Here is a 23,538-nt window from a genome sequence, read left to right as displayed (position 1 = left end):
TTGCTCCCTGTTAACTAAGCTCTTCACGACGTTTTGCACAACGCATGATCACATCTGCCAGCGCGATAATACTGCGATCAAGTACGGCAGCAATCTGGATGTCGCCAGTTATTTCTTTCACCCGTTCACGTTCGTTGAGCAGTCCTTGATAGACATCTTCATGTGGGCCGTCCAGCCAAGGCTGGAAATGCATACAGGTGTAGCAAGGAATAGGAACATTGGCACCACAAAAGCCATGTTCTCCACAAGTACCAACACCCTGACCCATTTCGGTCCGAATACGACTGGTAGGGTCGTTACCTCGATGCGCGTCTCTCTCTGAATCGACAAGTGCCCCGACGAAGGCCTGAGCGTATGGTGCTAATTGGAAGCCAACCGCCTCATCAAGCTTTTTCACATGCTCGGGGATATTCTTGATGTAAACGCCTGCGTTTTGGGTGTCCACGTGGTCAAGCAGTTCCGCAATCACCAGCTCGCCAAAGCCTTCCCGGGCAGCTCGTGTGCCTGTGGTATAACGAAAACGACGAGCATTGATATGTAATAGCTCACCGGTACGTTCCGACCGGATGCCAGACTTTTCTACGATGTATTGGAGGGTGTCGGTTATCTCTGTGGCGGGAATGTGGAGTTTGTCGGTAGCAAGCAGTTGGCGGAATTCATAAGGAGATTGGACGGCATCTAACACATCAAGATCAGGAAAAAGAGGGATTTGCTGCCGGTCATCTTCCTGCAATTCAAACTCCAAACGATTTTCAACCTGCGCAATCGCATTTCTTGCCTGAGCACTCAGGATTGCCCATAGTTCCAGTGATATTGCAAATGGCTTGAAGTTTATTCGGAAAGAGCTGCTGCGCTGCTTGGCTCGCGGCACATTCAACACATAGAAGGGCTCTCCCTTTTCATTTTTATCACAAAGGACATCGACTACACGAAGCAGCGAGATCTGAATGGGACGACGTCCTGTATGACTGGTGCCAAGTGCCATAGCCAACTCAGCTATAGTAATTAAGCTCTTTTCATAAGCCCGAACAGCCCCCTCGTTAAACGCTGTCAGCTCATTATCCGTCAGTGGCCCCTCTTGAGGATCCATGCGCTTAACCGCATCCCCCTTACGATTACCCTTTAGCGTCCAGCCATCTAGCAAGCGGTTCACCTCCTTACTGATGCCGGGATAGCCCAGTTCGTGCCAGGATCGAAGAAAGCCACGGATGGTTGCTAGATACCATTCTGTTGCAGGCGACAGCATCGACCGATAATTAATCAATACCGTATCAGTAATTTCTCTCGCGTCAGTCTCACGCAGCATGTGCTGAAACCGTTCAAGAATATTTTTTGTATGAGAAGAAGAACGATTGGATGCATAAAACGCCAGTGTGCGCAGGCAGCCATCTAGCGTCCCATCTGACAAGTAATGGTGAATATCAGCAAGATTAATAGTGATATTTCTATCCAATGTCCACGATGTGTCATACAACAGAAAAGAGTAGCCATTGGCCCTGGCACGGATTCGTTCTGGTACTAACCCAAGTAAGAGGTTATTCATGGTCATCCTTGAAGTCCTCTGGCCAGCTAGTGCCGTTACCTGCTTGTAATGCCAAAGCGGCCTCAAAACCTTTTTGCCGAAGGAAACGCTTGTTGTAAGTCGCTGCGGTTCCCGAGCCATCTCTCCAGCCCATTAAGTACGAACGAAGTTGCTCTTGGCGTTCCTCGCTGACTTGCTCATTCATGGCATCCATTCTTTCTGAAAACTTGCGATTCCAAGTGTGGCGGAGCGAATGTCCTGTCGCTGCATACAATTGCGGTGATATAGACCTGACTACGGAAAAAATTTTATGATATCCCCCTTTGGAGATAGGATTTCCCAGAGTTGGTCCACTCTTGTAAGTTACAAACAGATAGTCATTTTTCTTCGCATTTCTGACTTTCCGGCGATCTTGGAGGATATAACTATGCAGTTCTTGAGCTAAGGATTCAGCCAACGGTAAGAGCCGTTCTCTAGTTTTAGCATTAGGCTCATTGGTTCTAGAGTCAGCTTGTTCATCTGCTCTCCTAACGATACGGATCCTGTTAGCGCTAAAATCTATGTCCTGTATTCTTATATTTAATAATTCACCACCTCGGATGCCAAGATAAAACAGAAGCAAGATCATCAGCCGATTGCGGCGCTGCACATCTATTGAGAAAGGGTTTAACTCTGATCTAGGCTGGACGACTTCAAATAGCGCGTCCAATTGAACATCACTCAATGACCTGTCTTGTAAGTCGTGGTTTCTGCGCTTTTTAGATGGTCGGCGCGTCTTTATCTGCGCCGCCATAGCATTGATCTTTTCGACAACTTCCAGTTCTGTCGTCTTTAAGATATGCATCGCATACCAGTGTAAATAGTTGGCAAACGTTGTTAGCCGGGAATGCTGTGTCCCGTTATCAACGATATCGGTCATCGCATCTGCCAACCAAGAGGTAGAGGACACAGTTAATGGTCCCTTTCTTTGTTTGCACTGAGCAAAATCTCGCAGATCATCCAGCTCATGTGGCTTGAAGAAGTCTTTGGTCAAAAACCGCTGCTCAAGGTCAATGTCGCGACTCTCTACAAAACGTAACATCATAACCAGGTTGCTAGCCGCCGCCAACATTGTTGAAAAAGCATCCCCTCTATTGCGGATTTGAGTTGTTAGAAACAGAGTGGGGTAATACATGGGAAGCCCAGAAGCACGATCCACTACCATGCAATAGCGCTCGCCACTATCCATGACAAATGTTGTAACTCTGTAGTTCTTTTCCATGCACTCACACCCCATAAACATTACACAATTACAAGGTACACTTTATGTGAAATATCACCAATTTATACAAGACACTTTTTCCGACGATAGAAACAAAAAACCCCTGAATTAACAGGGGCCTGCGTATGAATTCGTTACAAATGACTCACAAGTTAACTCTAGAACGGAATATCGTCGTCGAAATCCATTGGTGGTTCGTTGCTGGTCGCCGGTGCGCTGTTCTGCGCCGGGCGAGACTGCTGCTGGCCGCCGCTGAACTGGTTGCCGCCCTGTGGCTGCTGAGGTTGGCCCCAACCGCCCTGGCCACCGGCAGATTGACCGGCCGGTGCGCCGCCGCCCTGACGGCCGCCCAGCATCTGCATGGTGCCGCCGACGTTAACCACGATCTCGGTGGTGTAGCGATCCTGGCCGCTCTGATCCTGCCATTTACGGGTCTGCAGGGAGCCTTCGATGTAGACCTGAGAGCCTTTACGCAGGTATTCACCCGCCACTTCGGCCAGTTTGCCGAACAGCACGACACGGTGCCACTCGGTCTTCTCTTTCTGTTCGCCGGTCGCCTTGTCACGCCAGCTTTCGGAGGTCGCCAGGGTAATGTTGGCCACTGCGCCGCCGTTCGGCATGTAACGGACTTCTGGATCCTGACCCAGATTCCCGACCAGAATTACTTTGTTTACGCCTCTGCTGGCCATGAGCACTTCTCCCGATGATTGATTTCTACACAGTATAAACGCGTCAGTTTACCACGCTGAGTACGAAACCACACCCGTGTTGATAAGTGCGAATTGCATTCCAGAATTGTCTTTTCGATCGACCTTGTTGCATTCGCATACTGGATATTCATTCAGGTTTTTTTGTGTCATAATTATGCGTTTCGACCAGGCTGTGCCGGTTTTTTGCGAGATCCATCACAAAATCCCCCGCAAAAATCGCGACAGGCGCGGTGTATCATCAAGACGGGAAGTGTAAATGGACAATATCGAAGTTCGTGGTGCTCGAACCCATAATCTGAAAAACATCAACCTGATCATCCCGCGTGACAAACTGATCGTCGTCACCGGCCTGTCCGGTTCCGGCAAGTCTTCGCTGGCTTTCGATACGCTGTATGCCGAAGGGCAGCGGCGCTATGTCGAATCACTCTCTGCCTATGCGCGCCAGTTCCTGTCGCTGATGGAAAAACCGGACGTCGATCATATCGAAGGCCTGTCGCCGGCGATCTCCATCGAGCAGAAATCCACCTCGCACAACCCGCGCTCCACGGTCGGCACCATTACCGAGATCCACGACTACCTGCGCCTGCTGTTCGCCCGCGTCGGCGAGCCGCGCTGCCCGGATCACCATGTTCCGCTGGCGGCGCAGACCGTCAGCCAGATGGTCGACAACGTGCTGAGCCAGCCGGAAGGCAAGCGCCTGATGCTGCTGGCGCCGGTGGTGAAAGACCGCAAGGGCGAGCACACCAAAACGCTGGAAAACCTGGCCGCCCAGGGCTATATCCGCGCGCGCATCGACGGCGAAGTGTGCGATCTGTCCGATCCGCCGAAGCTGGAGCTGCAGAAGAAACACACCATCGAAGTGGTGGTCGACCGTTTCAAGGTGCGCGACGACATGGCGCAGCGCTTGGCCGAATCGTTCGAAACCGCGCTGGAACTGTCCGGCGGCACCGCGGTGGTGGCGGATATGGACGACGAAAAAGCGGACGAGCTGCTGTTTTCCGCCAACTTCGCCTGCCCGATCTGCGGCTACAGCATGCGCGAGCTGGAACCGCGCCTGTTTTCCTTCAACAACCCGGCCGGCGCCTGCCCGACCTGCGACGGCCTGGGCGTGCAGCAGTTCTTCGATCCGGATCGCGTGGTGCAAAACCCCGAGCTGTCGCTGGCCGGCGGCGCGATCCGCGGCTGGGATCGCCGCAACTTCTATTACTTCCAGATGCTGCGCTCGCTGGCGGAGCACTATGAGTTCGATGTCGAAGCGCCATTCAACACCCTGAGCGCCAACGTGCAGAAGGCGGTGCTGAGCGGCTCCGGCAAAGAGTCTATCGAGTTCAAATACATCAACGATCGCGGTGACACCACCGTGCGCCGCCATCCGTTCGAAGGCGTGCTGCACAACATGGAGCGCCGCTATAAAGAGACCGAGTCCAGCGCGGTGCGCGAAGAGCTGGCGAAGTTCATCAGCAACCGCCCTTGCGCCTCGTGCCACGGCACTCGCCTGCGTGAAGAAGCGCGCAACGTGTTTGTCGAAGACACCACGCTGCCGGAGATCTCCGATCTGAGCATCGGCCATGCGATGACCTTCTTCCAGAACATGAAGCTCAGCGGCCAGCGCGCCAAAATCGCCGAGAAAGTGCTGAAAGAGATCGGCGACCGCCTGAAATTCCTGGTGAACGTCGGCCTGAACTACCTGTCACTGTCTCGCTCGGCGGAGACGCTCTCCGGCGGCGAAGCGCAGCGAATCCGTTTGGCCAGCCAGATCGGCGCCGGCCTGGTGGGCGTGATGTACGTGCTGGATGAGCCGTCGATCGGCCTGCACCAGCGCGACAACGAGCGCCTGCTGGAAACGCTGATCCACCTGCGCAACCTCGGCAACACGGTGATCGTGGTGGAGCATGACGAAGACGCCATCCGCGCCGCCGATCACGTGATCGACATCGGCCCCGGCGCCGGCGTACACGGCGGCCAGGTGGTGGCGGAAGGCACCGTCGACGACATCATGGCGCAGCCGGAATCGCTGACCGGCCAGTTCCTCAGCGGCAAGCGCGAGATCGCCATCCCCGCGCAGCGCGTGCAGGCCGATCCGACCAAGGTGCTGAAGCTGAGCGGCGCGCGCGGCAACAACCTGAAAGACGTGACGCTGACGCTGCCGGTCGGTCTGTTTACCTGCATCACCGGCGTGTCCGGCTCCGGCAAATCGACGCTGATCAACGATACGCTGTTCCCGATCGCCCAGCGCCAGCTCAACGGCGCCACCATCGCCGAACCGGCGCCGTTCCGCGAAGTGACCGGCCTGGAACATTTCGACAAGGTGATCGACATCGATCAGAGCCCGATCGGCCGCACACCGCGCTCCAACCCGGCCACCTACACCGGTATCTTCACCCCGGTGCGCGAGCTGTTCGCCGGCGTGCCGGAATCGCGCAGCCGCGGTTACACGCCGGGCCGCTTCAGCTTCAACGTCAAGGGCGGACGCTGTGAAGCCTGCCAGGGCGACGGGGTGATCAAGGTCGAGATGCACTTCCTGCCGGACATCTACGTGCCGTGCGACCAGTGCAAGGGCAAGCGTTATAACCGCGAAACGCTGGAAGTGAAGTACAAGGGCAAGAGCATCCACGAAGTGCTGGAGATGACCATCGAAGAAGCGCGCGATTTCTTCGACGCGGTGCCGGCGCTGGCGCGCAAGCTGCAGACCCTGATGGATGTCGGCCTGTCCTACATCCGCCTCGGCCAGTCGGCCACCACGCTTTCCGGCGGTGAAGCGCAGCGCGTCAAGCTGGCGCGCGAACTGTCGAAGCGCGGCACCGGCCAAACGCTGTATATCCTCGACGAACCGACCACCGGTCTGCACTTCGCCGATATCCAACAGCTGTTGGCGGTGCTGCATCAGCTGCGCGATCAGGGCAACACCATCGTGGTCATCGAGCATAACCTGGACGTGATCAAGACCGCCGACTGGATCGTCGATCTGGGGCCGGAAGGCGGCAGCGGCGGCGGCGAGATCCTGGTCGCCGGCACGCCGGAAACGGTCGCCGACTGCGAGAAATCGCACACTGCACGCTTCCTGAAGCCGCTGTTGAACCAGTAATGTCGCCGGCGTGCGGGCCGTCGTTCAGGCGGTCCGCACGCTGCCCCGTTTCCCCGCAATCGAACAGAAACAGGCAAGATTTCGACATTTTCAGGCATTTCCCTCCGCGCTCACCGCTTCTATCATCAATGTTCCCTCGGCGGCCGCCCTGTCTGATTCAGGCCGCGTCTCGCCGGCACTTCGCTGCCGGTCAAACGTTGTCCCCCCTACATTGATAACTGGAGCGACCATGAACATTACCCATGCCTATGCCGCGCATGACGCGAAGTCTGCGCTGGTGCCTTTCGATTACCAGCCGCGCGCCCTGCGCGACCACGATGTGCAAATTCAGGTGTTGTTCTGCGGCGTCTGCCACTCGGATCTGCACCAGGCGCGCAATGAATGGAGCAATACGATTTACCCGGTGGTGCCGGGCCACGAAATCGTCGGCCGCGTTAGCGCCGTCGGCGACCATGTCTCGCGTTACCGGATCGGCGATCTGGTCGGCGTCGGTTGCATGGTGGATTCCTGCCGCAGCTGCCCGAGCTGCGATGAGGGGCTGGAACAGTATTGCGAAAACGGCTTTACCGGCACCTATAACGGCCAGGATCGCCACACCGGCGCCGTGACCTACGGCGGCTACTCCACCAATCTGGTGGTGGATCAGGACTTCGTGCTGCGCGTGCCGGAAAACCTCGATCCGGCCGGCGTCGCGCCGCTGCTGTGCGCCGGCATCACCACCTATTCGCCGCTGCGCCAGTGGGGCGCGGGGCCAGGCAAAAAGGTCGGCATCGTCGGGCTCGGCGGGCTGGGGCACATGGGCGTCAAACTGGCGCGAGCGATGGGCGCGCATGTGGTGCTGTTCACCACCTCGCCGTCGAAAATCGAAGACGCCAAGCGCCTCGGCGCCCATGAAGTGGTGATTTCGCGCAACCCGGATGAGATGGCACAGCACGTCAACAGCTTCGACTTCATCCTCAACACGGTAGCGGCTCAGCACGATCTGAACCCGTTCCTCAACTTGCTGCGCCGCGACGGCACCCTGACGCTGGTCGGCGCGCCGGAGCACGATCATCCGTCACCGCAGGTGTTCAACCTGATCATGAAGCGCCGCCGCATCGCCGGTTCGCTGATCGGCGGCATCGCGGAAACGCAAGAGATGCTGGACTTCTGCGGGCAGCACGGCATCACGTCGGATATCGAGCTGATCCCGATGCAGCAAATTAATGAGGCCTATGAACGCATGCTGAAAAGCGACGTGAAGTACCGCTTCGTGGTGGATATCGACTCGCTGCGCGCCTGATGACGGCGGGCGCCCGGCGGCGCCCGTTTTTTTATAGCTGCTTGATGATCCTGGCCGGGTTGCCGCCCACCACGCAATTGGCCGGCACGTCTTTGGTCACCACCGCGCCGGAGGCCACGACCGCATTATCGCCGATGGTCACTCCCGGATTGATCACCGCACGCCCGCCGATCCACACGTTGTCGCCAATCCTGACAGCCTTACCGAACTCCGCCCCGCCGACGCGAGTCTCGGCGTCCAGCGGATGGGTGGCGGTATAGATATGCACGCCCGGCGCCAGCAGGCAGTTGTCGCCGATATGCACCTCGCATACGTCGAGGATCACGCAATCGAAGTTGGCGTAGAAGTTCTTGCCGAGATAGATGTTATAGCCGTAATCGCAGCGGAAGGTCGGCTCGATGGTGCCGCCCTGATAGCAACCCAGCAACTCACCCAGCCATTGTTTGCGCAGCTCGCCCTCTTCCGGCGAGGAGTGGTTATAGCGATGCGTTAGCTGGCGTGCGCGCCGGCGTTCGCTGCGCAGCAGTTCATCGCCGGCGTCGTACAGTTCCCCGGCGATCATCTTGCGCTTTTCTTCGCTCATGGCCATGTCGGCCTCCTTCATCCGCGTGTCTTGAATGCCCAAGCGTAGCTGTTTTAGTGCCGCAATAAAAAGGGAACGTTCCCAAACCCAGGTCGCGATCACGCTTTAACATGAAAAAAACAGAAGAAAAACGGGCGGCGCCGCCGCCCGGCAATCAGGCGCGCAGTTCCTGGCGCACGTGTTCGGGCAGGCCGTCCACCACCAGCTGATAGGAGCTGTCGATCAGCGTGTAAAACTGCGAGTTCGGCAGGTTGCCGTCGAGAAACACCGTATTCCAGTGCGCCTTGTTCAGGCCGTTACAGGCGACGATCTCCGGATGGTGTTCACGCAGGCTTTCCGCCAGCTCTGGGCTGGACTTGACCGCCAGCGCCGGCCGCCCTTCGACCTCGCACACCATGGCGAACATCACGTCACCCACCTTGATCTGGCTGGCCTGCCACTGGTTCTGGTCGCTCTGCTCCGCGCCCGGCTTCGCCATGCAGTACTCCAGCAATGCGCTGTTATTCATTGGGTTATTCCCCCTGTAACGTGGCCACAATACGGCGTGATCCGCCGTGGATGCGGTGCTCCCCCAGCCAGATGCCCTGCCATGTGCCCAACATCAGCCGCCCGTGCCTGACGGGCAGCGTCAAGGAAGCGCCCAGCAGCGAGGATTTGATGTGCGCCGGCATGTCGTCCGGCCCTTCGTAGTCATGCTGATAGGGTGCGTTTTCCGGCACCTGACGCAGGAAATGCTGCTCCATATCGGCTCGCACCGTGGGATCGCAGTTCTCGTTGAGCGTCAGCGAGGCCGAGGTGTGCTGCAGCAACAGATGCAGCAGGCCGGTTTGCAGGCGGTGTAAGTGGGTTAACTGGTTGACTATCTCGTCGGTAACCAGATGAAAGCCACGCGCTTTTGCGCTGAGGATTAGCGTTTGCTGATGCCACATGAGTGAGCGCCCCTCAATCAGTATATTCTCTCTCCGGTTTGCGGCAACTTCGGCGGCGCGCCGGCAATAAAAAAGGAGCGATATCGCTATCGCTCCCGATCAACGTCCGTTCAGACTAACAGGCGTTACTGCACTGCGGCAAACGCCTCGGCCACCTGACGCACGTTGTTGTGGTTCAGGCCGGCCACGCACATGCGGCCGCTGTGGATCAGGTAGACACCGAACTCTTCTCGCAAACGATCGACCTGCGCCGCGCTGAAGCCGGTGTAGCTGAACATGCCGCGCTGCGCCAACAGGTAATCAAAGTTGCGCTGCGGCAGCGCGCTCTTCAGGGTGTCCACCAGCGCGTGACGCATCTCGAGAATGCGGGTGCGCATGCTCTCCACTTCGTCCAGCCATTGGGTTTTGAGCTGGGCGTCGTTCAGCACCTTGGCCACCAGCTGCGCGCCGAAGTTCGGCGGGCTCGAGTAGTTGCGGCGCACGGTGGCCTTCAGCTGGCCCAGCACACGCCCGGCCGCCTCTTCGCTTTCACACACCACCGACAGGCCGCCGACGCGCTCGCCGTACAGCGAGAAGATCTTCGAGAACGAGTTGCTCACCAGGCACGGCAAACCGGCCGCCGCGATGGCGCGAATGGCGTAGGCGTCCTGCTCCATGCCGCCGCCGAAGCCCTGATAGGCGATGTCGAGGAACGGAATGATTTCACGTTCGGCGATCACCTTGACCACCTCATCCCACTGGGCGGGAGTCAGGTCGGAACCGGTCGGGTTGTGGCAGCACGGGTGCAGCAGCGCAATGCTGTGCTTCGGCAGCTGTTTCAGCGCAGCCAGCATGGCGTCGAACTTCACGCCCAGGCTTTCGCTGTCGAAATATGGATAGGTATTCACTTTGAAACCGGCGCCGCTGAAGATGGCGACGTGGTTTTCCCAGGTCGGATCGCTGACCCACACCTGCGAATCCGGGAAATAGCTTTTCAGGAAGTCGGCGCCCACTTTCAACGCGCCGGAACCGCCGACGGTCTGAATGGTGGCGATGCGCCCCTGCTGCAGCATCGGGTGCTGCGCGCCGAACAGCAGCTGCTGGATGGCGGAACGGTAAGACTGCAGCCCTTCCATCGGCAGGTATACCGAGGCGCCATGCTCGACGCTGTTCAACTGCGCTTGCGCCGCGGCGACCGCCCGCATCTGCGGAATGATGCCCTGCGCATCGTAGTACAGGCCGATGCTCAGGTTCACCTTGTGCGCGCGCGGGTCTTGTTTGAATTTTTCCATCAGCGACAGAATGGGATCGCCGGCATAGGCGTCAACGTTCTGGAACACGGGGTTTTTCTCCTGGTTTATTGTGGTTTTGGGCACAGCGTTACGTTCCTAATATAGACGGAAAAGCGCATTCGGTTTTAGCTTTATCTCGCCACCGGCAATAAACCGTTTTCCTTGATGCGATTGAGCACCACCGCCGTTTTGATATGCGCCACGCTTTTGTGCGGCGACAGCGTCTGGCTGATGAATTCGCTCAGCGCCGGCAGGTCCGCCACCGCCACTTTGAGCAGGTAATCGGCGTCGCCGGTGGTCTTGTAAGCGTCCAGGATCGCGTCCACTTCCTCCAGCATCTGATGAAAGCTGTCGATCTGCTCCTGCGCGTGCGTGATCAGGCTGACTTCGATCAGCCCCACCAGCCCCAGGCCGACCGCCTCCGGCGCCAGCCGCGCGTGGTAACCGCGGATCAGCTGCGCCTGCTCCAGGCTGATGCGCCGCCGCGAACATTGGGAGGCGGAGAGCCCCACCAGCTCGCTCAGCTCCTGATTGGTCAGACGGCCGTTGGCCTGTAACAGCGTCAGGATTTTCATATCAAAATCGTCAATGTTGTACATAGCCACCTGTAAACTGTGTTAATAAATGTTGACGTTACAGCCTACCAGTTTTTTTACCGTTGCCGACGTCACACCCTGGCGCTTAAATCGCGTACAGCAGCAACGCCCGGCGTTTTCGCCGGTAAGCGGCATAAAAAACGGCTAACTCATGCAGGCAAACGACAATTAACGGCGAAGTAACGCATAAAACCACGAATGTATAAAAAGGACGCCAGATGAAAAAGTTACTCCCTCTCGCGCTGCTGCTCGCCGCCGGCAGCGCCGGCGCGCAATCCCACCTGGACAAAGTGCTGCAGCAAAAGACCCTGGAGGTCTGCACCACCGGCGACTACAAGCCCTACACCTTCCTCAAGGAAGACGGCGGCTATGAAGGCATCGATATCGACATGGCGGAATCGCTGGCGAAGAGCCTGGGCGCCAAGGTGAAGTGGGTGAAAACCAGCTGGAAAACCCTGACGCCGGACTTCGTCTCCGGCAAGTGCGACATCGCCATGGGCGGCATCTCCGTCACGCTGGAGCGACAAAAACAGGTGTTCTTCGCCGACAAGCTGGATACCGATGGCAAAATCCCGCTGGTGCGCTGCACCGACGTGAAGAAATACCGCACGATAGAACAGATCAACAAACCGTCGGTGCGCCTGCTGGAACCGGCGGGCGGCACCAATGAAGCCTTCGTGCACGCCTATTTGCCGAAGGCCAAACTGACGCTGACGCACGACAACATGAGCATTTTCCAGCAGCTGGTGGATCGCAAGGCGGACGTGATGATCACCGACGCCTCCGAGGCGTTGTACCAACAAAAGCGCTATCCGAAGCTGTGCGCGGTGAATCCGACCAAACCGATGCAGTACGGCGAGAAGGCTTACATGCTGCCGCGCGACGATCTGAGCTGGAAACTGTATGTGGATCAGTGGCTGCACCTGGCCAAGGCGACCGGCGAGTATCAGAAAATTATCGACAAGTGGTTGGCGGTAAAGAAGTAACGCGCTGAGAAACGGGGCCGACGCACGTCGGCCCCTGCGGCGCATCAGTCACCGATGTATTCCATCGCCACGCGCTGCGTGAGCTTGGTGATCAGTTCATAAGCGCTGATGCCGGTACAGGCGGCGATACGCTCGACCGGCAACGCCGGCCCCCACAGCACCGCTTCATCCCCCACCTTATCGGCGGCGTCCGGCCCGAGATCGACCGAAATCATGTCCATCGACACCCGGCCGACGATCGGCACTTCGCGGCCGTTAATCAGGATCGGCGTGCCGGTCGGCGCGCTGCGCGGGTAACCGTCGCCGTATCCCATCGCCACCACGCCAAGGCGAGTATCGCGCGGACTTACCCAGGTGCCGCCATAGCCCACCGCTTCACCGGCCTTGTGCTCGCGCACCGCGATCAGGCTGGATTTCAGCGTCATCGCCGGCAGCAGGCCATACCCGGCGCCGCTGCCGTTATCCAGCGGCGAGACGCCGTACAGAATGATGCCGGGACGCACCCACTCGTTGTGGGCATCCGGCCACAGCAGCGTGCCGCCGGAGGCGGCGACCGAGCGCTGGCCCGGTTTACCGCGCGCGAACTGCTCGAAGCAGGCGATCTGTTTCAGGGTGGCGTCGGACTCCGGCTCATCGGCGCGGCTGAAGTGGCTCATGATATTGACCGGTTGCGCCACATTGCGGCAGGCGCACAGGCGCTGATAAAACGCCTCCGCCTGTTCGGGGCGCACCCCCAGCCGATGCATGCCGGTATCGAGCTTCATCCACACCGGCACCGGGCGCGCCAGCTCGGCCTGCTCCAGCGCCTCGAGCTGTTCGATGCTGTGCACCGCGGTTTCGATGTTGTTCGCCACCAGCACCGGCAGGTCTTCGGCGCTGAAGAAGCCTTCCAGCAACAGGATCGGCTTGACGATGCCGCCGGAGCGCAGCATCAGCGCCTCGCCGATGCGCGCCACGCCGTAGCAGTCGGCGTCTTGCAGGGTGTGTGCTGTTTCCAGCAGGCCATGTCCATAAGCGTTTGCTTTCACAACGGCAATCAGGCGGCTTTGCGGCGCCTGGCGGCGCACCTGTTGCAGATTATGTCGCAGAGCGCGGCGGTCGATTACAGCGGTTGCCGCTTTCATTTCAGTTCCTTAGCTGATTATTCGTCATCGTATTGTGGCCCCGCGTAGTTATCGAAACGCGACCACTGGCCGTTAAAGGTAAGGCGCACGGTGCCGATCGGGCCGTTACGCTGCTTACCGATAATAATTTCCGCGATCCCTTTCAGATCGCTGTTCTCGTGATACACCTCATCACGATAGATGAACATAATCAGGTCGGCGTCCTGCTCGATGGAGCCGGATTCACGCAGATCAGAGTTGACCGGGCGTTTGTCGGCGCGCTGCTCCAGGCTGCGGTTCAGCTGCGACAGCGCCACCACCGGCACCTGCAGCTCTTTCGCCAGCGCCTTCAGCGAGCGCGAAATCTCGGCGATCTCCAGCGTACGGTTGTCGGACAGGGCCGGCACGCGCATCAGCTGCAGGTAGTCGATCATGATCAGGCTAAGCCCGTCGTGCTCGCGGAAAATGCGCCGCGCGCGCGAGCGCACTTCGGTCGGCGTCAGGCCGGAGGAGTCGTCGATGTACATGTTGCGCTTCTCCAGCAGGATGCCCATGGTGCTGGAAATGCGCGCCCAGTCCTCATCGTCGAGCTGGCCGGTACGGATGCGCGTCTGATCCACACGCGACAGCGACGCCAGCATACGCATCATGATCTGTTCGCCGGGCATCTCCAGGCTGAAGATCAGCACCGGTTTTTCCTGGGTCATCGCGGCGTTTTCGCACAGGTTCATGGCGAAGGTGGTTTTCCCCATCGAAGGACGGGCGGCGACGATGATCAGATCGGACTTTTGCATGCCCGCGGTTTTCTTGTTGAGGTCCTGATAGCCGGTATCGACCCCGGTCACGCCGTCGTGCGGCTGCTGATACAGCTGCTCGATGCGCGACACGGTGTCTTCCAGGATGCGCTCGATGCCCTTCGGGCCCTCGTCTTTGCTGGCGCGGTTCTCGGCGATTTGGAATACGCGGGATTCCGCCAGATCGAGCAGGTCTTCGCTGCTGCGCCCCTGCGGATCGTAGCCGGCGTCGGCGATCTCGTTAGCCACCGAGATCATCTCGCGCACCACCGCGCGCTCGCGCACGATGTCGGCGTAGGCGCCGATGTTGGCGGCGCTCGGGGTGTTTTTCGACAGCTCGGCCAGGTAGGCGAAGCCCCCCACCGAGTCCAGCTCGCCCTTCTGCTCCAGCGATTCGGACAGGGTGATGAGGTCGATAGGCTTGCTCATCTCCAGCAGACGCTGCATCTCGGTAAAGATCAGGCGATGCGGGCGGCTGAAGAAGTCGTTGGCGACCACGCGCTCCGCCACGTTGTCCCAACGCTCGTTATCCAGCATCAAACCGCCCAACACCGACTGCTCGGCCTCCAGCGAGTGCGGCGGCATCTTCAGCCCTTCCATCTGACGATCTCTGGAACGCTCTCTGGTTTCGTCCGCGTTTGTTTTGTTGGTTGGTTTTTTTCCTGCCATGAAACGTAGTCTTTATCCGGTTGCGAATGAAGGATCTTGACGCGAGAGTATACGTGATTTTTGCGTCATAACCGATGCAAAAAAGGTATTGAATCCCGCACGGGTGAACTGGATCTCCGATACTAAAAAGAATAGGGTGAAATCAGACACTCAAACGAGGTAACGATATGGCCAAGCGCATTCAGTTTTCCGCCACCGGCGGGCCGGAAGTCTTGCAATACGTTGATTTTACACCGCTCGACCCCGCCGCTGGCGAAGTGCAGATCGAGAACAAAGCGATCGGCATCAACTACATCGACACCTATGTGCGCAGTGGGCTGTACGCGCCGGCCAGCCTGCCGAGCGGCCTCGGCACCGAGGCGGCCGGCGTGGTGGTCAAGGTTGGCGCCGGGGTCAGCGCGATCAAACCGGGCGACCGGGTGGTGTATGCGCAGTCGTCGCTCGGCGCCTACAGCGAAGTCCACAATGTGCCGGAAGAAAAAGTGGCGCTGCTGCCGCACAACCTCAGCTTTGAGCAGGGTGCCGCTTCTTTCCTCAAAGGGCTGACGGTGCATTACCTGCTGCGCCAGACCCACGACGTGCAACCGGGTGAAGTGTTCCTGTTCCATGCCGCCGCCGGCGGCGTCGGGCTGATCGCCTGCCAATGGGCCAAAGCGCTGGGCGCACGCCTGATCGGCAGTGTCGGCTCCGACGAGAAGGCCGCGCTGGCGAAACAGGCCGGCGCCTGGGCCACCATCAACTACCACAAAGAGGATATCGCCCAGCGGGTGGCCGAGCTGACGCACGGCGAGAAGGTTGGCGTGGTGTACGATTCGGTGGGGCAAAGCACCTGGCAGGCCTCGCTCAACAGCCTGAAGCGGCGCGGCCTGATGGTCAGCTTCGGCAACGCCTCCGGCCCGGTGACGGGAGTCGATCTGGCGCTGCTGAATCAGAAGGGCTCGCTGTACGTCACCCGCCCTTCCCTCAACGGTTACATCACCAACCGCGCCGAGCTGCAGTACGCCAGCAATGAGCTGTTCTCGCTGATCGGCAGCGGCGCCATTCGGGTGGAAGTGAGAGACGAGCAGAAATTCGCGCTGGCCGACGCCCAGCGTGCGCACCAGGTGCTGGAAAGCCGCAGCACCAGCGGTTCCAGCCTGCTGATCCCCTGATAGCAGCCAAAGAAAAGGGCTCCTTGCGGAGCCCTTTCTGTTACTGCGTTTTGTAGGGGTAGAGCAGAGTCCGCCAGAGACAGGGGGTTGCTTTAGCAACACGAATTTTAGGTGTCTCTCACGGTGATGAAATGGGTCGCATCACTGCATCGACCAACATCCTAACAGCCCCGTCCGGCAAAAAACACGCTTTATGTGCCACATCGCCGGGGAAAACTGCCAAGCTGTGATCGCTGCCGCATTAGCGTGGTGGGTAGTTATGCAAGTTTCATCGCGACTGACTGATTATTCAGCAAAAAATCAGTAACGCCTGACCTGGGGTTTCTGCATTGAACGGTAAATCCATACCCCAACCACCGCCAAAATCAGCCACGGCAGCAGCTTGATGACCACCGCGAATAACCCGCCCAACAACATGAACGCCGCCGCCGCCAACAGCGCAGCGAAGATCCCCAGCAGCGAGATGCCGGTCACCATCAGCATCACCACAAAGCCAATGAGAAAGAAGATTTCCAACATGATTGCTCCTTTGCAATGCAACGTATCTGCAGAGTGAATTACAAGAAGCGTGCCAGAATGGCGGAAGGGCTAACCTATTGAAAAAATGGGGAAGGCATCCGGCAGCGCGCCAAATGCCTGGTGAAAAAGACTAACTGTTGGTCAAATTTTTTCGGCTACGCCATTTCGACACGCGGCTGGCGCACCAACGCCAGCGCCTGCTCCACCACCCGCGCATCGGCGCCCGGCTTGTGGGCGTTCTCGCTCAGATGGCGACGCCACTGGCGCGCGCCCGGCACGCCCTGGAACAGACCGAGGATATGGCGAGTAATGTGGCCGAGATAGGTGCCGTTGGACAGCTCGCGCTCAATATACGGATACAGCGCTTCGACGATCGCCACGCTGTCCGGCACCGCGGTCTGCGCGCCGAACAGTTCGCTGTCGACCCGCGCCAGGATGCCCGGATTCTGGTAAGCCTCGCGCCCCATCATCACGCCGTCCAGATGCTGCAAGTGCTGTTGCGCCTCTTCCAGCGTTTTCACCCCGCCGTTGATGGCGATGGTCAGCGCCGGGAAATCCCGCTTCAGCTGATAAACGCGCGGGTAGTCCAGCGGCGGCACTTCGCGGTTCTCTTTCGGGCTGAGGCCGGAGAGCCAGGCTTTGCGAGCGTGGATGGTGAACATGTCGCACTCGCCACGCCCGGCGACGGTCTGGATAAAGTCGCACAGGAAAGCGTAGCTGTCCTGATCGTCAATGCCGATGCGGGTCTTCACCGTCACCGGAATCGATACGACGTCGCGCATCGCCTTGATGCAGTCGGCGACCAGCGTCGCCTGCCCCATCAGGCAGGCGCCGAACATACCGTTTTGCACCCGATCGGACGGACAGCCGACGTTGAGGTTAATCTCGTCATAACCGCGCTGCTCCGCCAGTTTGGCGCAGTGCGCCAGCGCGGCCGGATCGCTGCCGCCCAGCTGCAGCGCCACCGGATGCTCTTCTTCGCTATAGGCCAGATAGTCGCCCTTGCCGTGGATGATCGCGCCGGTGGTCACCATTTCGGTGTACAACAGCGTTTCCTTGGTCAGCAGGCGGTGGAAGTAACGGCAATGACGATCGGTCCAGTCGAGCATTGGCGCGATGGAGAAGCGATTGGCGGCGTAGGTTGGGGCGTGGTTGTCTTTCGTCATGCTGAGTTACTGGCTACCTGAGTCTGTCTGGGTTCAACGAACGGCGCGCGGCCGCAAACGGCTATTATAACGACAATCGACGCCGTTGGGAAAACCGCCTTGCCGGTGGCGTAAATAAGCGGGAGTAAGGCGAATAAATTCACTCGTTCAGGTGTTATCTCATTACGGGCGCGCACGGCGCCTCTGCCTTGAGGACACAACCATGAACAGCTTCATTAAACGCCTGCTGGCATCGGCCATTGCCGGCTGCCTGCTGTTTTCCGGCGCGGCGCTGGCGATGGGCGGCGACGGCAGCGGCCAAACCCCGCCGACCTGTCCGAAAGGCCAGGTTTACGACAGTAAAACCCAGACCTGCACGGTGGATAAAGGCAGCAAAGTCGACGACGCCGACCGCACTAACTATGCCTATGCACTGGCGAAAAGCGGCCGCTATCAGGAAGCGATCGATATGCTCAACACGCTGCAAAATCCCAACACCGCCGTCGCACTGAATTATCGCGGCTACGCCACGCGCAAACTGGGCCGCACCGATGAGGGTATCGGCTATTATTTAAAATCAGTGGCCCTCGATCCGAAATACCCCAAAGTGCGCGAGTACCTGGGAGAAGCCTATATGCTGAAAGGGCGGCCCGACCTGGCGCGCCAACAGCTGCTGGTGATCCAGTCGCTGTGCGGCACCGGGTGCGAGGAGTACCGAGATTTGGCGGCAGCCATCGACCGCCAACCGGAATCTTGATCCGACGCGCCTGCGGAGGTGACTATCAGCGGCGATGCGATACGCGATGAACTCGGCCACTATCTCTCCCGCCTGTGGCGCTATGCGCTGGTGCTTTCGCACCGGCGGGATGTCGCCGACGACCTGGTGCAGGCAACCTGCGTGCGTGCGCTGGAGCGCGCCGCGCAATTCACCCCCGGTTCACACCTGGATCGCTGGTTGTTTGCCATCTTGCACTCTATTTGGCTCAATGAAGTTCGCGCCCAGCATCGTCGTCAGGGGCAAGGCTGCATGGCGGCGGAAGAGCTTGGCGATGCGGACAACGGTGAACAGCCGGTCTGGCTCAATGAAGTGATGCGGCGCGTAAGCCGGTTGCCGGCGGCCCAGCGCAACGCGCTGTTTCTGGTGTATGTCGAAGGGCTGTCCTACCGGGAAGCGGCGAAAGTGCTGGCGGTGCCAATCGGCACCGTCATGAGCCGCCTGGCGGCCGCACGCCTGGCCTTGGCCGATGACCGCCAGTTGCCAAACGACGATTCGCACCGTAAGAAGCCCCCTCCTCCGCCCTTGCCCCGCACTCGCCGATAAACCGCTGGCCGCCAATTCGTGTTAAGCGGCCTATTCCAACGCGCGGATAACCCGGCACGGCTGCCCCAGCGCCAGCACATTGGCCGGAATGTCGCCGGTGACGATGCTGCCCGCGCCGATGGTCGTGCCGTCACCGATGGTCACTCCCGGCAGGATCACCACGTTGCCGCCGATCCAGACGTTGCTGCCGATAGACACCGGCTGCGCCGAGGTGCGGAAAGGAAAAGCCGGGTCACCGGTAAAGCGTTCACCGGCCTTCAGCGGATGACTCGGCGTGTAGATTTGTACGTTGGGGCCGATCAGCGTGTTGTCGCCGATGGTGATGGTGTTGCAGTCGAGGAACACCGCATTGACGTTGATAAAACAGTTTTTACCGATGCGGACATGCTGCCCGTAGTCGCACCAGAATGGCGTTTCGATCCAGCTCGCCTCACCCCAGTTGCCGAACAGCTCGCCGAGCAGGCGATTTTTCTCGTCCGCCTGATGCGAGTCCAGCGCCCCCAGGCTTTTGGTCAACGCCCTCGCCCGATGGTACAGGGCGATCAGTTCTTCATCGCGGCTGTTGTATTCCAGGCCGCTTAACAGTTTCTCTCTTTCCGTCATCACACAGGGCTCCTGCTCATCACGCGGGTGAAAGGCGTTATACCGCTCTCGCCCCCCGCTCTCCAGCGCTAAAACCGGCAACGTTGATCTACCGCCCGGCGGAGGGGAAAAGTTGTGATGCATCTCTCTTTTAGCGCACTCAGCGCGCCTTTCTCTGCGCTATCCTCAGGGGAAAAGGGGGCAACTCTCGGCGATTCGCCGTAATCATGGTAAAATCGGCTTTTTTACGTACCGGGATATTTGCGATGAACTCAACCACCCAGGAAAAGCTGCTGGCGCAGGCGGAACGCCTCTGCCAGCAACGCAATGTGCGATTGACGCCGCAACGGCTGGAAGTGCTGCGTCTGATGACTCAGCAACCCGGTGCAATCAGCGCTTATGACCTGCTCGATCTGCTGCGCGTCGCCGAACCGCAGGCCAAGCCGCCGACGGTCTACCGCGCGCTGGATTTTCTGCTGGAGCAAGGGTTTATCCATAGGGTGGAGTCCGCCAACAGCTACGTGCTGTGCCACCACTTCGAACAGCCGATGCATACGTCCGCGCTGTTTATCTGCGATCGCTGCGGCCAGGTGACCGAACGCACCACCGAAGGCGTGGAGGAGACGCTGCAGAAGCTGGCGCAGGAAGCCGGATTTGCGCTGCGGCACAGCGTGGTGGAAGCGCATGGCCTGTGCGCCGGTTGCGTTGAAGTTGAAGCTTGTGACAGCAAGCATGACTGCGCCGAACACGATCACAGCATCGCCATCAAGAAGAAGTAAGACGAAGTCAGGTACTTCCCTGTACCTGCGGCCGGGGCGCCAGAGGATGGAGCGACGCCGGCCTGCGCTGTTGCCGGCCGCCGTCAGTGGCGGCCCTGCGTGTTACCAGCGGTGTTTGGTGTGATCTTCCCAGGCCTTCACCTCTTTTTCGGCCGCCTCTTTCTGGTAACCGTAGCGCTCCTGAATTTTGCCGACCAGCTGTTCGCGTTTCCCTTCGATGACCGTCAGATCGTCATCGGTCAGCTTGCCCCATTTCTCTTTCACTTTGCCTTTCAGCTGCTTCCAGTTACCGTCGGCTTGATCTTTATTCATAGTCTCTCCGTTAACCTGTGGTGAATCAGTGATCCCTGTCGCCGGCCGGGTTAACCAGAAGTTTTTCTGGCGGATGCTCCCTTCACCTTAAGAAGCACCGCTCCCCTTCATTTACCAGCCACATGATTCATTCTAGTTAAACATGGAAATAAAAAAGCCAAAACACAGGATAAAAAACCATTAACAAACAAGATAAAAACAAAAAACGCTAACAAACAACGAACTAACGCGAACAGACCAAGGCTGAAAACATGTAAGCAAACATGATCAAAATCATAAGAAAAACTAACCATTAACCCAACAAGACGTCCGGTTTAATGGGCAGTAAACCAGCTGCCGCGCACCTGGTGACGGTGCCAAATCCAGCCCAATGCCAGGCCGCGCAGCGCCAGAAACACCGCCAGCGCCAGCCAAAGCCCGTGGTTGCCAAGCAGCGGCACGCTGAACAGCGCAATACCATATCCCGCCGCGGCCACCGCCATGCTGTTGCGCATCTCGGCGCCGCGCGTGGCGCCGATAAACATGCCGTCCAGCAAATAGCACCACACCCCAACCAGCGGCAGAATGACCTGCCAGGGTAAATAATGGGCGGCCAACGCACGCAGTTCCGGCAAAGAGGTCAAGGCTGCCACGATCTGCTGGCCGGTAACGGCATACGCCAGGCCGAAGGCCAACGCGACCAGCCCTGCCTGCCTGCAGGCCGCGTGCCACACTTTGCGCAGTTGGCTGTCGTCCCGGGCGCCGTAGGCGTGGCCCGAATGAGCCTCCACCGCATAAGCGAAACCGTCGAGCGCATAGGCGGTGAACGTCAGCAGATTCATCAATACCGCATTGACCGCCACCACCTCGCTTCCCAGGCGAGCGCCGAAAATGGTCAACGACGCAAAGCACAGTTGCAGCAACAGTGAACGCAGCATGATGTCGCGGTTGAGCGCCAGCAGGCGACGCAGATCGCCACGCCAGGCCTGGCGCAGCATCTGCAGGGTAATACCGCGCAGGCGCATCACCCGCCACGCCAACCACAGGCCGAGCAGCAGCGTAGCGTATTCGGCGATGGCGGTTGCCGCCGCCGCCCCCCGCACGTTCCAGCCCAGGCCCATCACCAGCCAGATATCCAGCACGATGTTCAGCAGGTTGCCGACGATCAGCAGGATCACCGGCGCCCGCACGTACTGTACGCCAAGCAGCCAGCCCAGCAGCACCAGGTTGGCCAGCGCCGCCGGGGCGCTTAACCAGCGGATCTCAAGAAAACGCCGCGCCTGTTCCAGCACGTCGGCATCGCCGCCGACGATCCGCAGCGCCAGTTCGATCAGCGGATAGCGCAGCAGGACGATCGCCACCCCGGCCAACAGCGCCAGCAGCAGCGGTTGCATAAAGGCGCGCGCCAGCGCCTGGGGGTTCTGCGCCCCCAGCGCTTGCGCCGCCAGGCCGGTAGTGCTCATGCGCAGGAACAGCAGCAGCATGAACAGGAAGTTGGTCGCCACCGCACCGATCGCCACGCCCCCCAGATAAATGGGGCTGTCGAGGTGGCCGATCACCGCGGTGTCCACCAACCCGAGCAGCGGCACGGTAATATTGGAGAAGATCATCGGCAGGGCGAGGCGCCACAGGGCTTTATCGGTGTCGCTGGTGAAAGCGGAAATCAGGCGCATGATGGGATGTTCCTGTGACTGAGTGACAAAGGGCGAAGTCAGAAACAAAAACGCCCCAAAACAGGGGCGATTGATACAGGGAGCGGCGGTGATGGCGCGGCGATTAAATCCAGTCGCCGTTGCGGATCACGCCGACCGCCAGCCCTTCGATAGTGAAATTCTGCTGACGCAGATCGACCACGATCGGTTGGAATTCGTTGTTCTCCGGCAGCAGTTCAACCACGTTGCCGTGCTTTTTCAAGCGCTTGACCGTCACTTCGTCTTCGATCCGCGCGACCACGACCTGGCCGTTGCGCACGTCTTGCGTTTTGTGCACCGCCAGCAGATCGCCGTCCAGAATGCCAATGTCGCGCATTGACATGCCGTTCACCCGCAGCAGGAAATCGGCGCTCGGTTTAAACAGGGAAGGATCCACCTGGTAGTGCCCTTCGATGTGCTGCTGCGCCAGCAGCGGCTCGCCGGCGGCGACGCGGCCGATCAGCGGCAGCCCTTCTTCTTCTTCCATCAGCAGACGGATACCGCGCGAGGCACCGGAGACGATTTCGATCACGCCTTTGCGTGCCAGCGCCTTCAGGTGCTCTTCGGCGGCGTTAGGCGAACGGAACCCCAGACGCATCGCGATCTCGGCACGCGTTGGCGGCATGCCCGTTTGCGAAATGTGCTCGCGAATCAGATCGTAGACCTCTTGCTGTCTGGTAGTTAGTGCTTTCATTCCGCCCCCTGTTTGTTTATACAGTCTTGCTGTGAGTATATACAGGTAAGCGCGGATTGGGAACCGAAGAATAAATAAAAATCAGTCAGTAGGCGCTTTTCGTCAGCCGAAATGCTGCCATAAGACCGTGCCCCAAACGAACAGCGCCAGCACGATCGCCAGCGACACCGCCGCCGATCCCATGTCCTTGGCCCGCCCGGACAGCTCGTGATGTTCGCTGCCGATGCGATCCACCACCGCCTCGATCGCGCTGTTCAGGATCTCGACGATCATCACCAGCGCTACCGATCCGATCAATAAAATGCGCGCTATCGCACCCACATCCAGCCAGACAGCCAGTATGATAGCCAGAAGGGTGACCACCAGTTCCTGGCGGAAAGCCGCTTCGTGCTGCCAGGCGGCGGATAGCCCTTTATAAGAATAGCCGGCTGCCTTGATGATGCGGGTCAGTCCGGTTGCTTGGTTTGCCATGTTTTCGTGCCTTTCTCAGAGGTCGGTCATAATAAAAAGAGTCTAGAACAGTCCGCGCTGACGGCTCTCGGTTTTCGAACACCACAGATCTGCTACCCGGTTT

The 23,538-nt window shown here is 59.0% G+C and carries 24 protein-coding genes; 7 read left to right on the top strand and 17 right to left on the bottom strand.

Annotated elements, in window-relative coordinates; all coding sequences use genetic code 11:
* Window positions 1-10 precede the first annotated feature (10 nt).
* The 3 genes from ACMGF9_RS01565 to ssb1 all read right to left on the bottom strand — a co-directional run bounded on the left by ACMGF9_RS01565 (window position 11) and on the right by ssb1 (window position 3,472).
* Window positions 11-1,549, bottom strand: coding sequence for a site-specific integrase (locus ACMGF9_RS01565; RefSeq protein WP_333031554.1), 1,539 nt, complete (start codon window positions 1,547-1,549; stop codon window positions 11-13).
* Window positions 1,536-2,783 (bottom strand): tyrosine-type recombinase/integrase, encoded by a 1,248-nt coding sequence (locus ACMGF9_RS01560; protein WP_414160499.1) that lies wholly within the window; start codon window positions 2,781-2,783, stop codon window positions 1,536-1,538. Before ACMGF9_RS01560 ends, ACMGF9_RS01565 begins: the two co-directional genes overlap by 14 nt.
* A gap of 158 nt (window positions 2,784-2,941) precedes the next feature.
* A complete protein-coding gene (gene ssb1, locus ACMGF9_RS01555) occupies window positions 2,942-3,472 on the bottom strand; it encodes a single-stranded DNA-binding protein SSB1 (RefSeq protein WP_004936793.1) in 531 nt (176 codons plus the stop codon).
* Between the two features lie 277 nt (window positions 3,473-3,749).
* Here ssb1 and uvrA point away from each other — a divergent pair, with 277 nt between their 5' ends.
* Complete coding sequence (gene uvrA / locus ACMGF9_RS01550) at window positions 3,750-6,578, top strand: excinuclease ABC subunit UvrA (protein ID WP_015379213.1); 2,829 nt, start codon at window positions 3,750-3,752, stop codon at window positions 6,576-6,578.
* Window positions 6,579-6,807: 229 nt separating this feature from the next.
* A complete protein-coding gene (locus ACMGF9_RS01545; protein ID WP_004936787.1) occupies window positions 6,808-7,860 on the top strand; it encodes an NAD(P)-dependent alcohol dehydrogenase in 1,053 nt (350 codons plus the stop codon).
* A gap of 31 nt (window positions 7,861-7,891) precedes the next feature.
* Here the strand turns inward: ACMGF9_RS01545 and maa are convergent, their stop codons facing one another.
* The 5 genes from maa to ACMGF9_RS01520 all read right to left on the bottom strand — a co-directional run bounded on the left by maa (window position 7,892) and on the right by ACMGF9_RS01520 (window position 11,242).
* Window positions 7,892-8,449: a maltose O-acetyltransferase gene (gene maa, locus ACMGF9_RS01540; RefSeq protein ID WP_053091215.1), complete on the bottom strand. Its 558-nt coding sequence runs from the start codon at window positions 8,447-8,449 to the stop codon at window positions 7,892-7,894.
* A 148-nt stretch (window positions 8,450-8,597) separates the two neighbouring features.
* Window positions 8,598-8,951, bottom strand: a complete 354-nt coding sequence (locus ACMGF9_RS01535; RefSeq protein ID WP_021505135.1) for an MmcQ/YjbR family DNA-binding protein — start codon at window positions 8,949-8,951, stop codon at window positions 8,598-8,600.
* 4 nt (window positions 8,952-8,955) lie between these two features.
* Complete coding sequence (locus tag ACMGF9_RS01530; RefSeq protein WP_015379215.1) at window positions 8,956-9,372, bottom strand: secondary thiamine-phosphate synthase enzyme YjbQ; 417 nt, start codon at window positions 9,370-9,372, stop codon at window positions 8,956-8,958.
* A 125-nt stretch (window positions 9,373-9,497) separates the two neighbouring features.
* On the bottom strand, window positions 9,498-10,691 hold the full coding sequence (locus ACMGF9_RS01525; protein WP_041922290.1) for an amino acid aminotransferase: 1,194 nt from the start codon (window positions 10,689-10,691) through the stop codon (window positions 9,498-9,500).
* Window positions 10,692-10,774: 83 nt separating this feature from the next.
* On the bottom strand, window positions 10,775-11,242 hold the full coding sequence (locus tag ACMGF9_RS01520; protein ID WP_004936775.1) for an Lrp/AsnC family transcriptional regulator: 468 nt from the start codon (window positions 11,240-11,242) through the stop codon (window positions 10,775-10,777).
* A 215-nt stretch (window positions 11,243-11,457) separates the two neighbouring features.
* Between ACMGF9_RS01520 and ACMGF9_RS01515 the strand changes: the two genes are divergently transcribed.
* Window positions 11,458-12,225: a transporter substrate-binding domain-containing protein gene (locus tag ACMGF9_RS01515; protein WP_015379217.1), complete on the top strand. Its 768-nt coding sequence runs from the start codon at window positions 11,458-11,460 to the stop codon at window positions 12,223-12,225.
* Between the two features lie 44 nt (window positions 12,226-12,269).
* On the opposite strand, the gene alr is transcribed toward ACMGF9_RS01515, so the two are convergent.
* Window positions 12,270-13,349, bottom strand: coding sequence for an alanine racemase (alr, locus tag ACMGF9_RS01510; protein WP_414160498.1), 1,080 nt, complete (start codon window positions 13,347-13,349; stop codon window positions 12,270-12,272).
* Window positions 13,350-13,366: 17 nt separating this feature from the next.
* Window positions 13,367-14,791: a replicative DNA helicase gene (gene dnaB, locus ACMGF9_RS01505; RefSeq protein ID WP_025160134.1), complete on the bottom strand. Its 1,425-nt coding sequence runs from the start codon at window positions 14,789-14,791 to the stop codon at window positions 13,367-13,369.
* 167 nt (window positions 14,792-14,958) lie between these two features.
* Between dnaB and ACMGF9_RS01500 the strand changes: the two genes are divergently transcribed.
* Complete coding sequence (locus ACMGF9_RS01500; RefSeq protein ID WP_015379219.1) at window positions 14,959-15,942, top strand: quinone oxidoreductase; 984 nt, start codon at window positions 14,959-14,961, stop codon at window positions 15,940-15,942.
* A 300-nt stretch (window positions 15,943-16,242) separates the two neighbouring features.
* Here ACMGF9_RS01500 and pspG read toward each other — a convergent pair whose 3' ends face one another.
* Both pspG and dusA read right to left on the bottom strand, forming a co-directional pair.
* Window positions 16,243-16,461 (bottom strand): envelope stress response protein PspG, encoded by a 219-nt coding sequence (gene pspG, locus ACMGF9_RS01495; protein ID WP_004936761.1) that lies wholly within the window; start codon window positions 16,459-16,461, stop codon window positions 16,243-16,245.
* A 155-nt stretch (window positions 16,462-16,616) separates the two neighbouring features.
* On the bottom strand, window positions 16,617-17,627 hold the full coding sequence (gene dusA / locus ACMGF9_RS01490) for a tRNA dihydrouridine(20/20a) synthase DusA (protein ID WP_019453217.1): 1,011 nt from the start codon (window positions 17,625-17,627) through the stop codon (window positions 16,617-16,619).
* A 202-nt stretch (window positions 17,628-17,829) separates the two neighbouring features.
* On the opposite strand from dusA, the gene ACMGF9_RS01485 reads away from it, so the two are divergent.
* Window positions 17,830-18,363, top strand: coding sequence for a tetratricopeptide repeat protein (locus ACMGF9_RS01485; protein WP_021505139.1), 534 nt, complete (start codon window positions 17,830-17,832; stop codon window positions 18,361-18,363).
* 18 nt (window positions 18,364-18,381) lie between these two features.
* The gene (locus tag ACMGF9_RS01480; protein WP_021505140.1) at window positions 18,382-18,927 is read left to right on the top strand and encodes an RNA polymerase sigma factor; all 546 of its coding nucleotides are present in this window, start codon (window positions 18,382-18,384) and stop codon (window positions 18,925-18,927) included.
* Between the two features lie 30 nt (window positions 18,928-18,957).
* Here ACMGF9_RS01480 and ACMGF9_RS01475 read toward each other — a convergent pair whose 3' ends face one another.
* A complete protein-coding gene (locus tag ACMGF9_RS01475) occupies window positions 18,958-19,530 on the bottom strand; it encodes a sugar O-acetyltransferase (protein ID WP_004936750.1) in 573 nt (190 codons plus the stop codon).
* A 245-nt stretch (window positions 19,531-19,775) separates the two neighbouring features.
* On the opposite strand from ACMGF9_RS01475, the gene zur reads away from it, so the two are divergent.
* A complete protein-coding gene (zur, locus tag ACMGF9_RS01470) occupies window positions 19,776-20,288 on the top strand; it encodes a zinc uptake transcriptional repressor Zur (protein ID WP_015379223.1) in 513 nt (170 codons plus the stop codon).
* Between the two features lie 102 nt (window positions 20,289-20,390).
* Here zur and ACMGF9_RS01465 read toward each other — a convergent pair whose 3' ends face one another.
* The 4 genes from ACMGF9_RS01465 to ACMGF9_RS01450 form a co-directional block, all read right to left on the bottom strand.
* The gene (locus ACMGF9_RS01465) at window positions 20,391-20,600 is read right to left on the bottom strand and encodes a CsbD family protein (RefSeq protein ID WP_004936743.1); all 210 of its coding nucleotides are present in this window, start codon (window positions 20,598-20,600) and stop codon (window positions 20,391-20,393) included.
* A gap of 314 nt (window positions 20,601-20,914) precedes the next feature.
* Window positions 20,915-22,252, bottom strand: a complete 1,338-nt coding sequence (dinF, locus tag ACMGF9_RS01460) for an MATE family efflux transporter DinF (protein ID WP_118891644.1) — start codon at window positions 22,250-22,252, stop codon at window positions 20,915-20,917.
* Window positions 22,253-22,355: 103 nt separating this feature from the next.
* Complete coding sequence (lexA, locus tag ACMGF9_RS01455; RefSeq protein ID WP_004936736.1) at window positions 22,356-22,964, bottom strand: transcriptional repressor LexA; 609 nt, start codon at window positions 22,962-22,964, stop codon at window positions 22,356-22,358.
* Between the two features lie 102 nt (window positions 22,965-23,066).
* Window positions 23,067-23,435, bottom strand: coding sequence for a diacylglycerol kinase (locus tag ACMGF9_RS01450; protein WP_015379225.1), 369 nt, complete (start codon window positions 23,433-23,435; stop codon window positions 23,067-23,069).
* Between the last annotated feature and the right edge of the window lie 103 nt (window positions 23,436-23,538).

Origin of the sequence: Serratia sp. BNK-23 (genome assembly GCF_047456145.1) — a bacterium.
Classification (GTDB): domain Bacteria; phylum Pseudomonadota; class Gammaproteobacteria; order Enterobacterales; family Enterobacteriaceae; genus Serratia; species Serratia nematodiphila.
Note: the sequence above shows the minus strand (reverse complement) of the source record. Positions and strands in the feature narration are given on the sequence as shown.

Coding starts and splice junctions, on each gene's coding strand:
- dusA (WP_019453217.1), bottom strand. CDS start 17,627: ATGACGAAAGACAACCACGCCCCAACCTACGCCGCCAATCGCTTCTCC.
- ACMGF9_RS01535 (WP_021505135.1), bottom strand. CDS start 8,951: ATGAATAACAGCGCATTGCTGGAGTACTGCATGGCGAAGCCGGGCGCG.
- zur (WP_015379223.1), top strand. CDS start 19,776: ATGAACTCAACCACCCAGGAAAAGCTGCTGGCGCAGGCGGAACGCCTC.
- alr (WP_414160498.1), bottom strand. CDS start 13,349: ATGAAAGCGGCAACCGCTGTAATCGACCGCCGCGCTCTGCGACATAAT.
- ACMGF9_RS01465 (WP_004936743.1), bottom strand. CDS start 20,600: ATGAATAAAGATCAAGCCGACGGTAACTGGAAGCAGCTGAAAGGCAAA.
- ACMGF9_RS01560 (WP_414160499.1), bottom strand. CDS start 2,783: ATGGAAAAGAACTACAGAGTTACAACATTTGTCATGGATAGTGGCGAG.
- ACMGF9_RS01475 (WP_004936750.1), bottom strand. CDS start 19,530: ATGACGGAAAGAGAGAAACTGTTAAGCGGCCTGGAATACAACAGCCGC.
- ACMGF9_RS01565 (WP_333031554.1), bottom strand. CDS start 1,549: ATGACCATGAATAACCTCTTACTTGGGTTAGTACCAGAACGAATCCGT.
- uvrA (WP_015379213.1), top strand. CDS start 3,750: ATGGACAATATCGAAGTTCGTGGTGCTCGAACCCATAATCTGAAAAAC.
- pspG (WP_004936761.1), bottom strand. CDS start 16,461: ATGTTGGAAATCTTCTTTCTCATTGGCTTTGTGGTGATGCTGATGGTG.
- ACMGF9_RS01530 (WP_015379215.1), bottom strand. CDS start 9,372: ATGTGGCATCAGCAAACGCTAATCCTCAGCGCAAAAGCGCGTGGCTTT.
- ACMGF9_RS01500 (WP_015379219.1), top strand. CDS start 14,959: ATGGCCAAGCGCATTCAGTTTTCCGCCACCGGCGGGCCGGAAGTCTTG.
- lexA (WP_004936736.1), bottom strand. CDS start 22,964: ATGAAAGCACTAACTACCAGACAGCAAGAGGTCTACGATCTGATTCGC.
- dnaB (WP_025160134.1), bottom strand. CDS start 14,791: ATGGCAGGAAAAAAACCAACCAACAAAACAAACGCGGACGAAACCAGA.
- ACMGF9_RS01515 (WP_015379217.1), top strand. CDS start 11,458: ATGAAAAAGTTACTCCCTCTCGCGCTGCTGCTCGCCGCCGGCAGCGCC.
- ACMGF9_RS01545 (WP_004936787.1), top strand. CDS start 6,808: ATGAACATTACCCATGCCTATGCCGCGCATGACGCGAAGTCTGCGCTG.
- ssb1 (WP_004936793.1), bottom strand. CDS start 3,472: ATGGCCAGCAGAGGCGTAAACAAAGTAATTCTGGTCGGGAATCTGGGT.
- ACMGF9_RS01450 (WP_015379225.1), bottom strand. CDS start 23,435: ATGGCAAACCAAGCAACCGGACTGACCCGCATCATCAAGGCAGCCGGC.
- ACMGF9_RS01485 (WP_021505139.1), top strand. CDS start 17,830: ATGAACAGCTTCATTAAACGCCTGCTGGCATCGGCCATTGCCGGCTGC.
- ACMGF9_RS01520 (WP_004936775.1), bottom strand. CDS start 11,242: ATGTACAACATTGACGATTTTGATATGAAAATCCTGACGCTGTTACAG.
- maa (WP_053091215.1), bottom strand. CDS start 8,449: ATGGCCATGAGCGAAGAAAAGCGCAAGATGATCGCCGGGGAACTGTAC.
- dinF (WP_118891644.1), bottom strand. CDS start 22,252: ATGCGCCTGATTTCCGCTTTCACCAGCGACACCGATAAAGCCCTGTGG.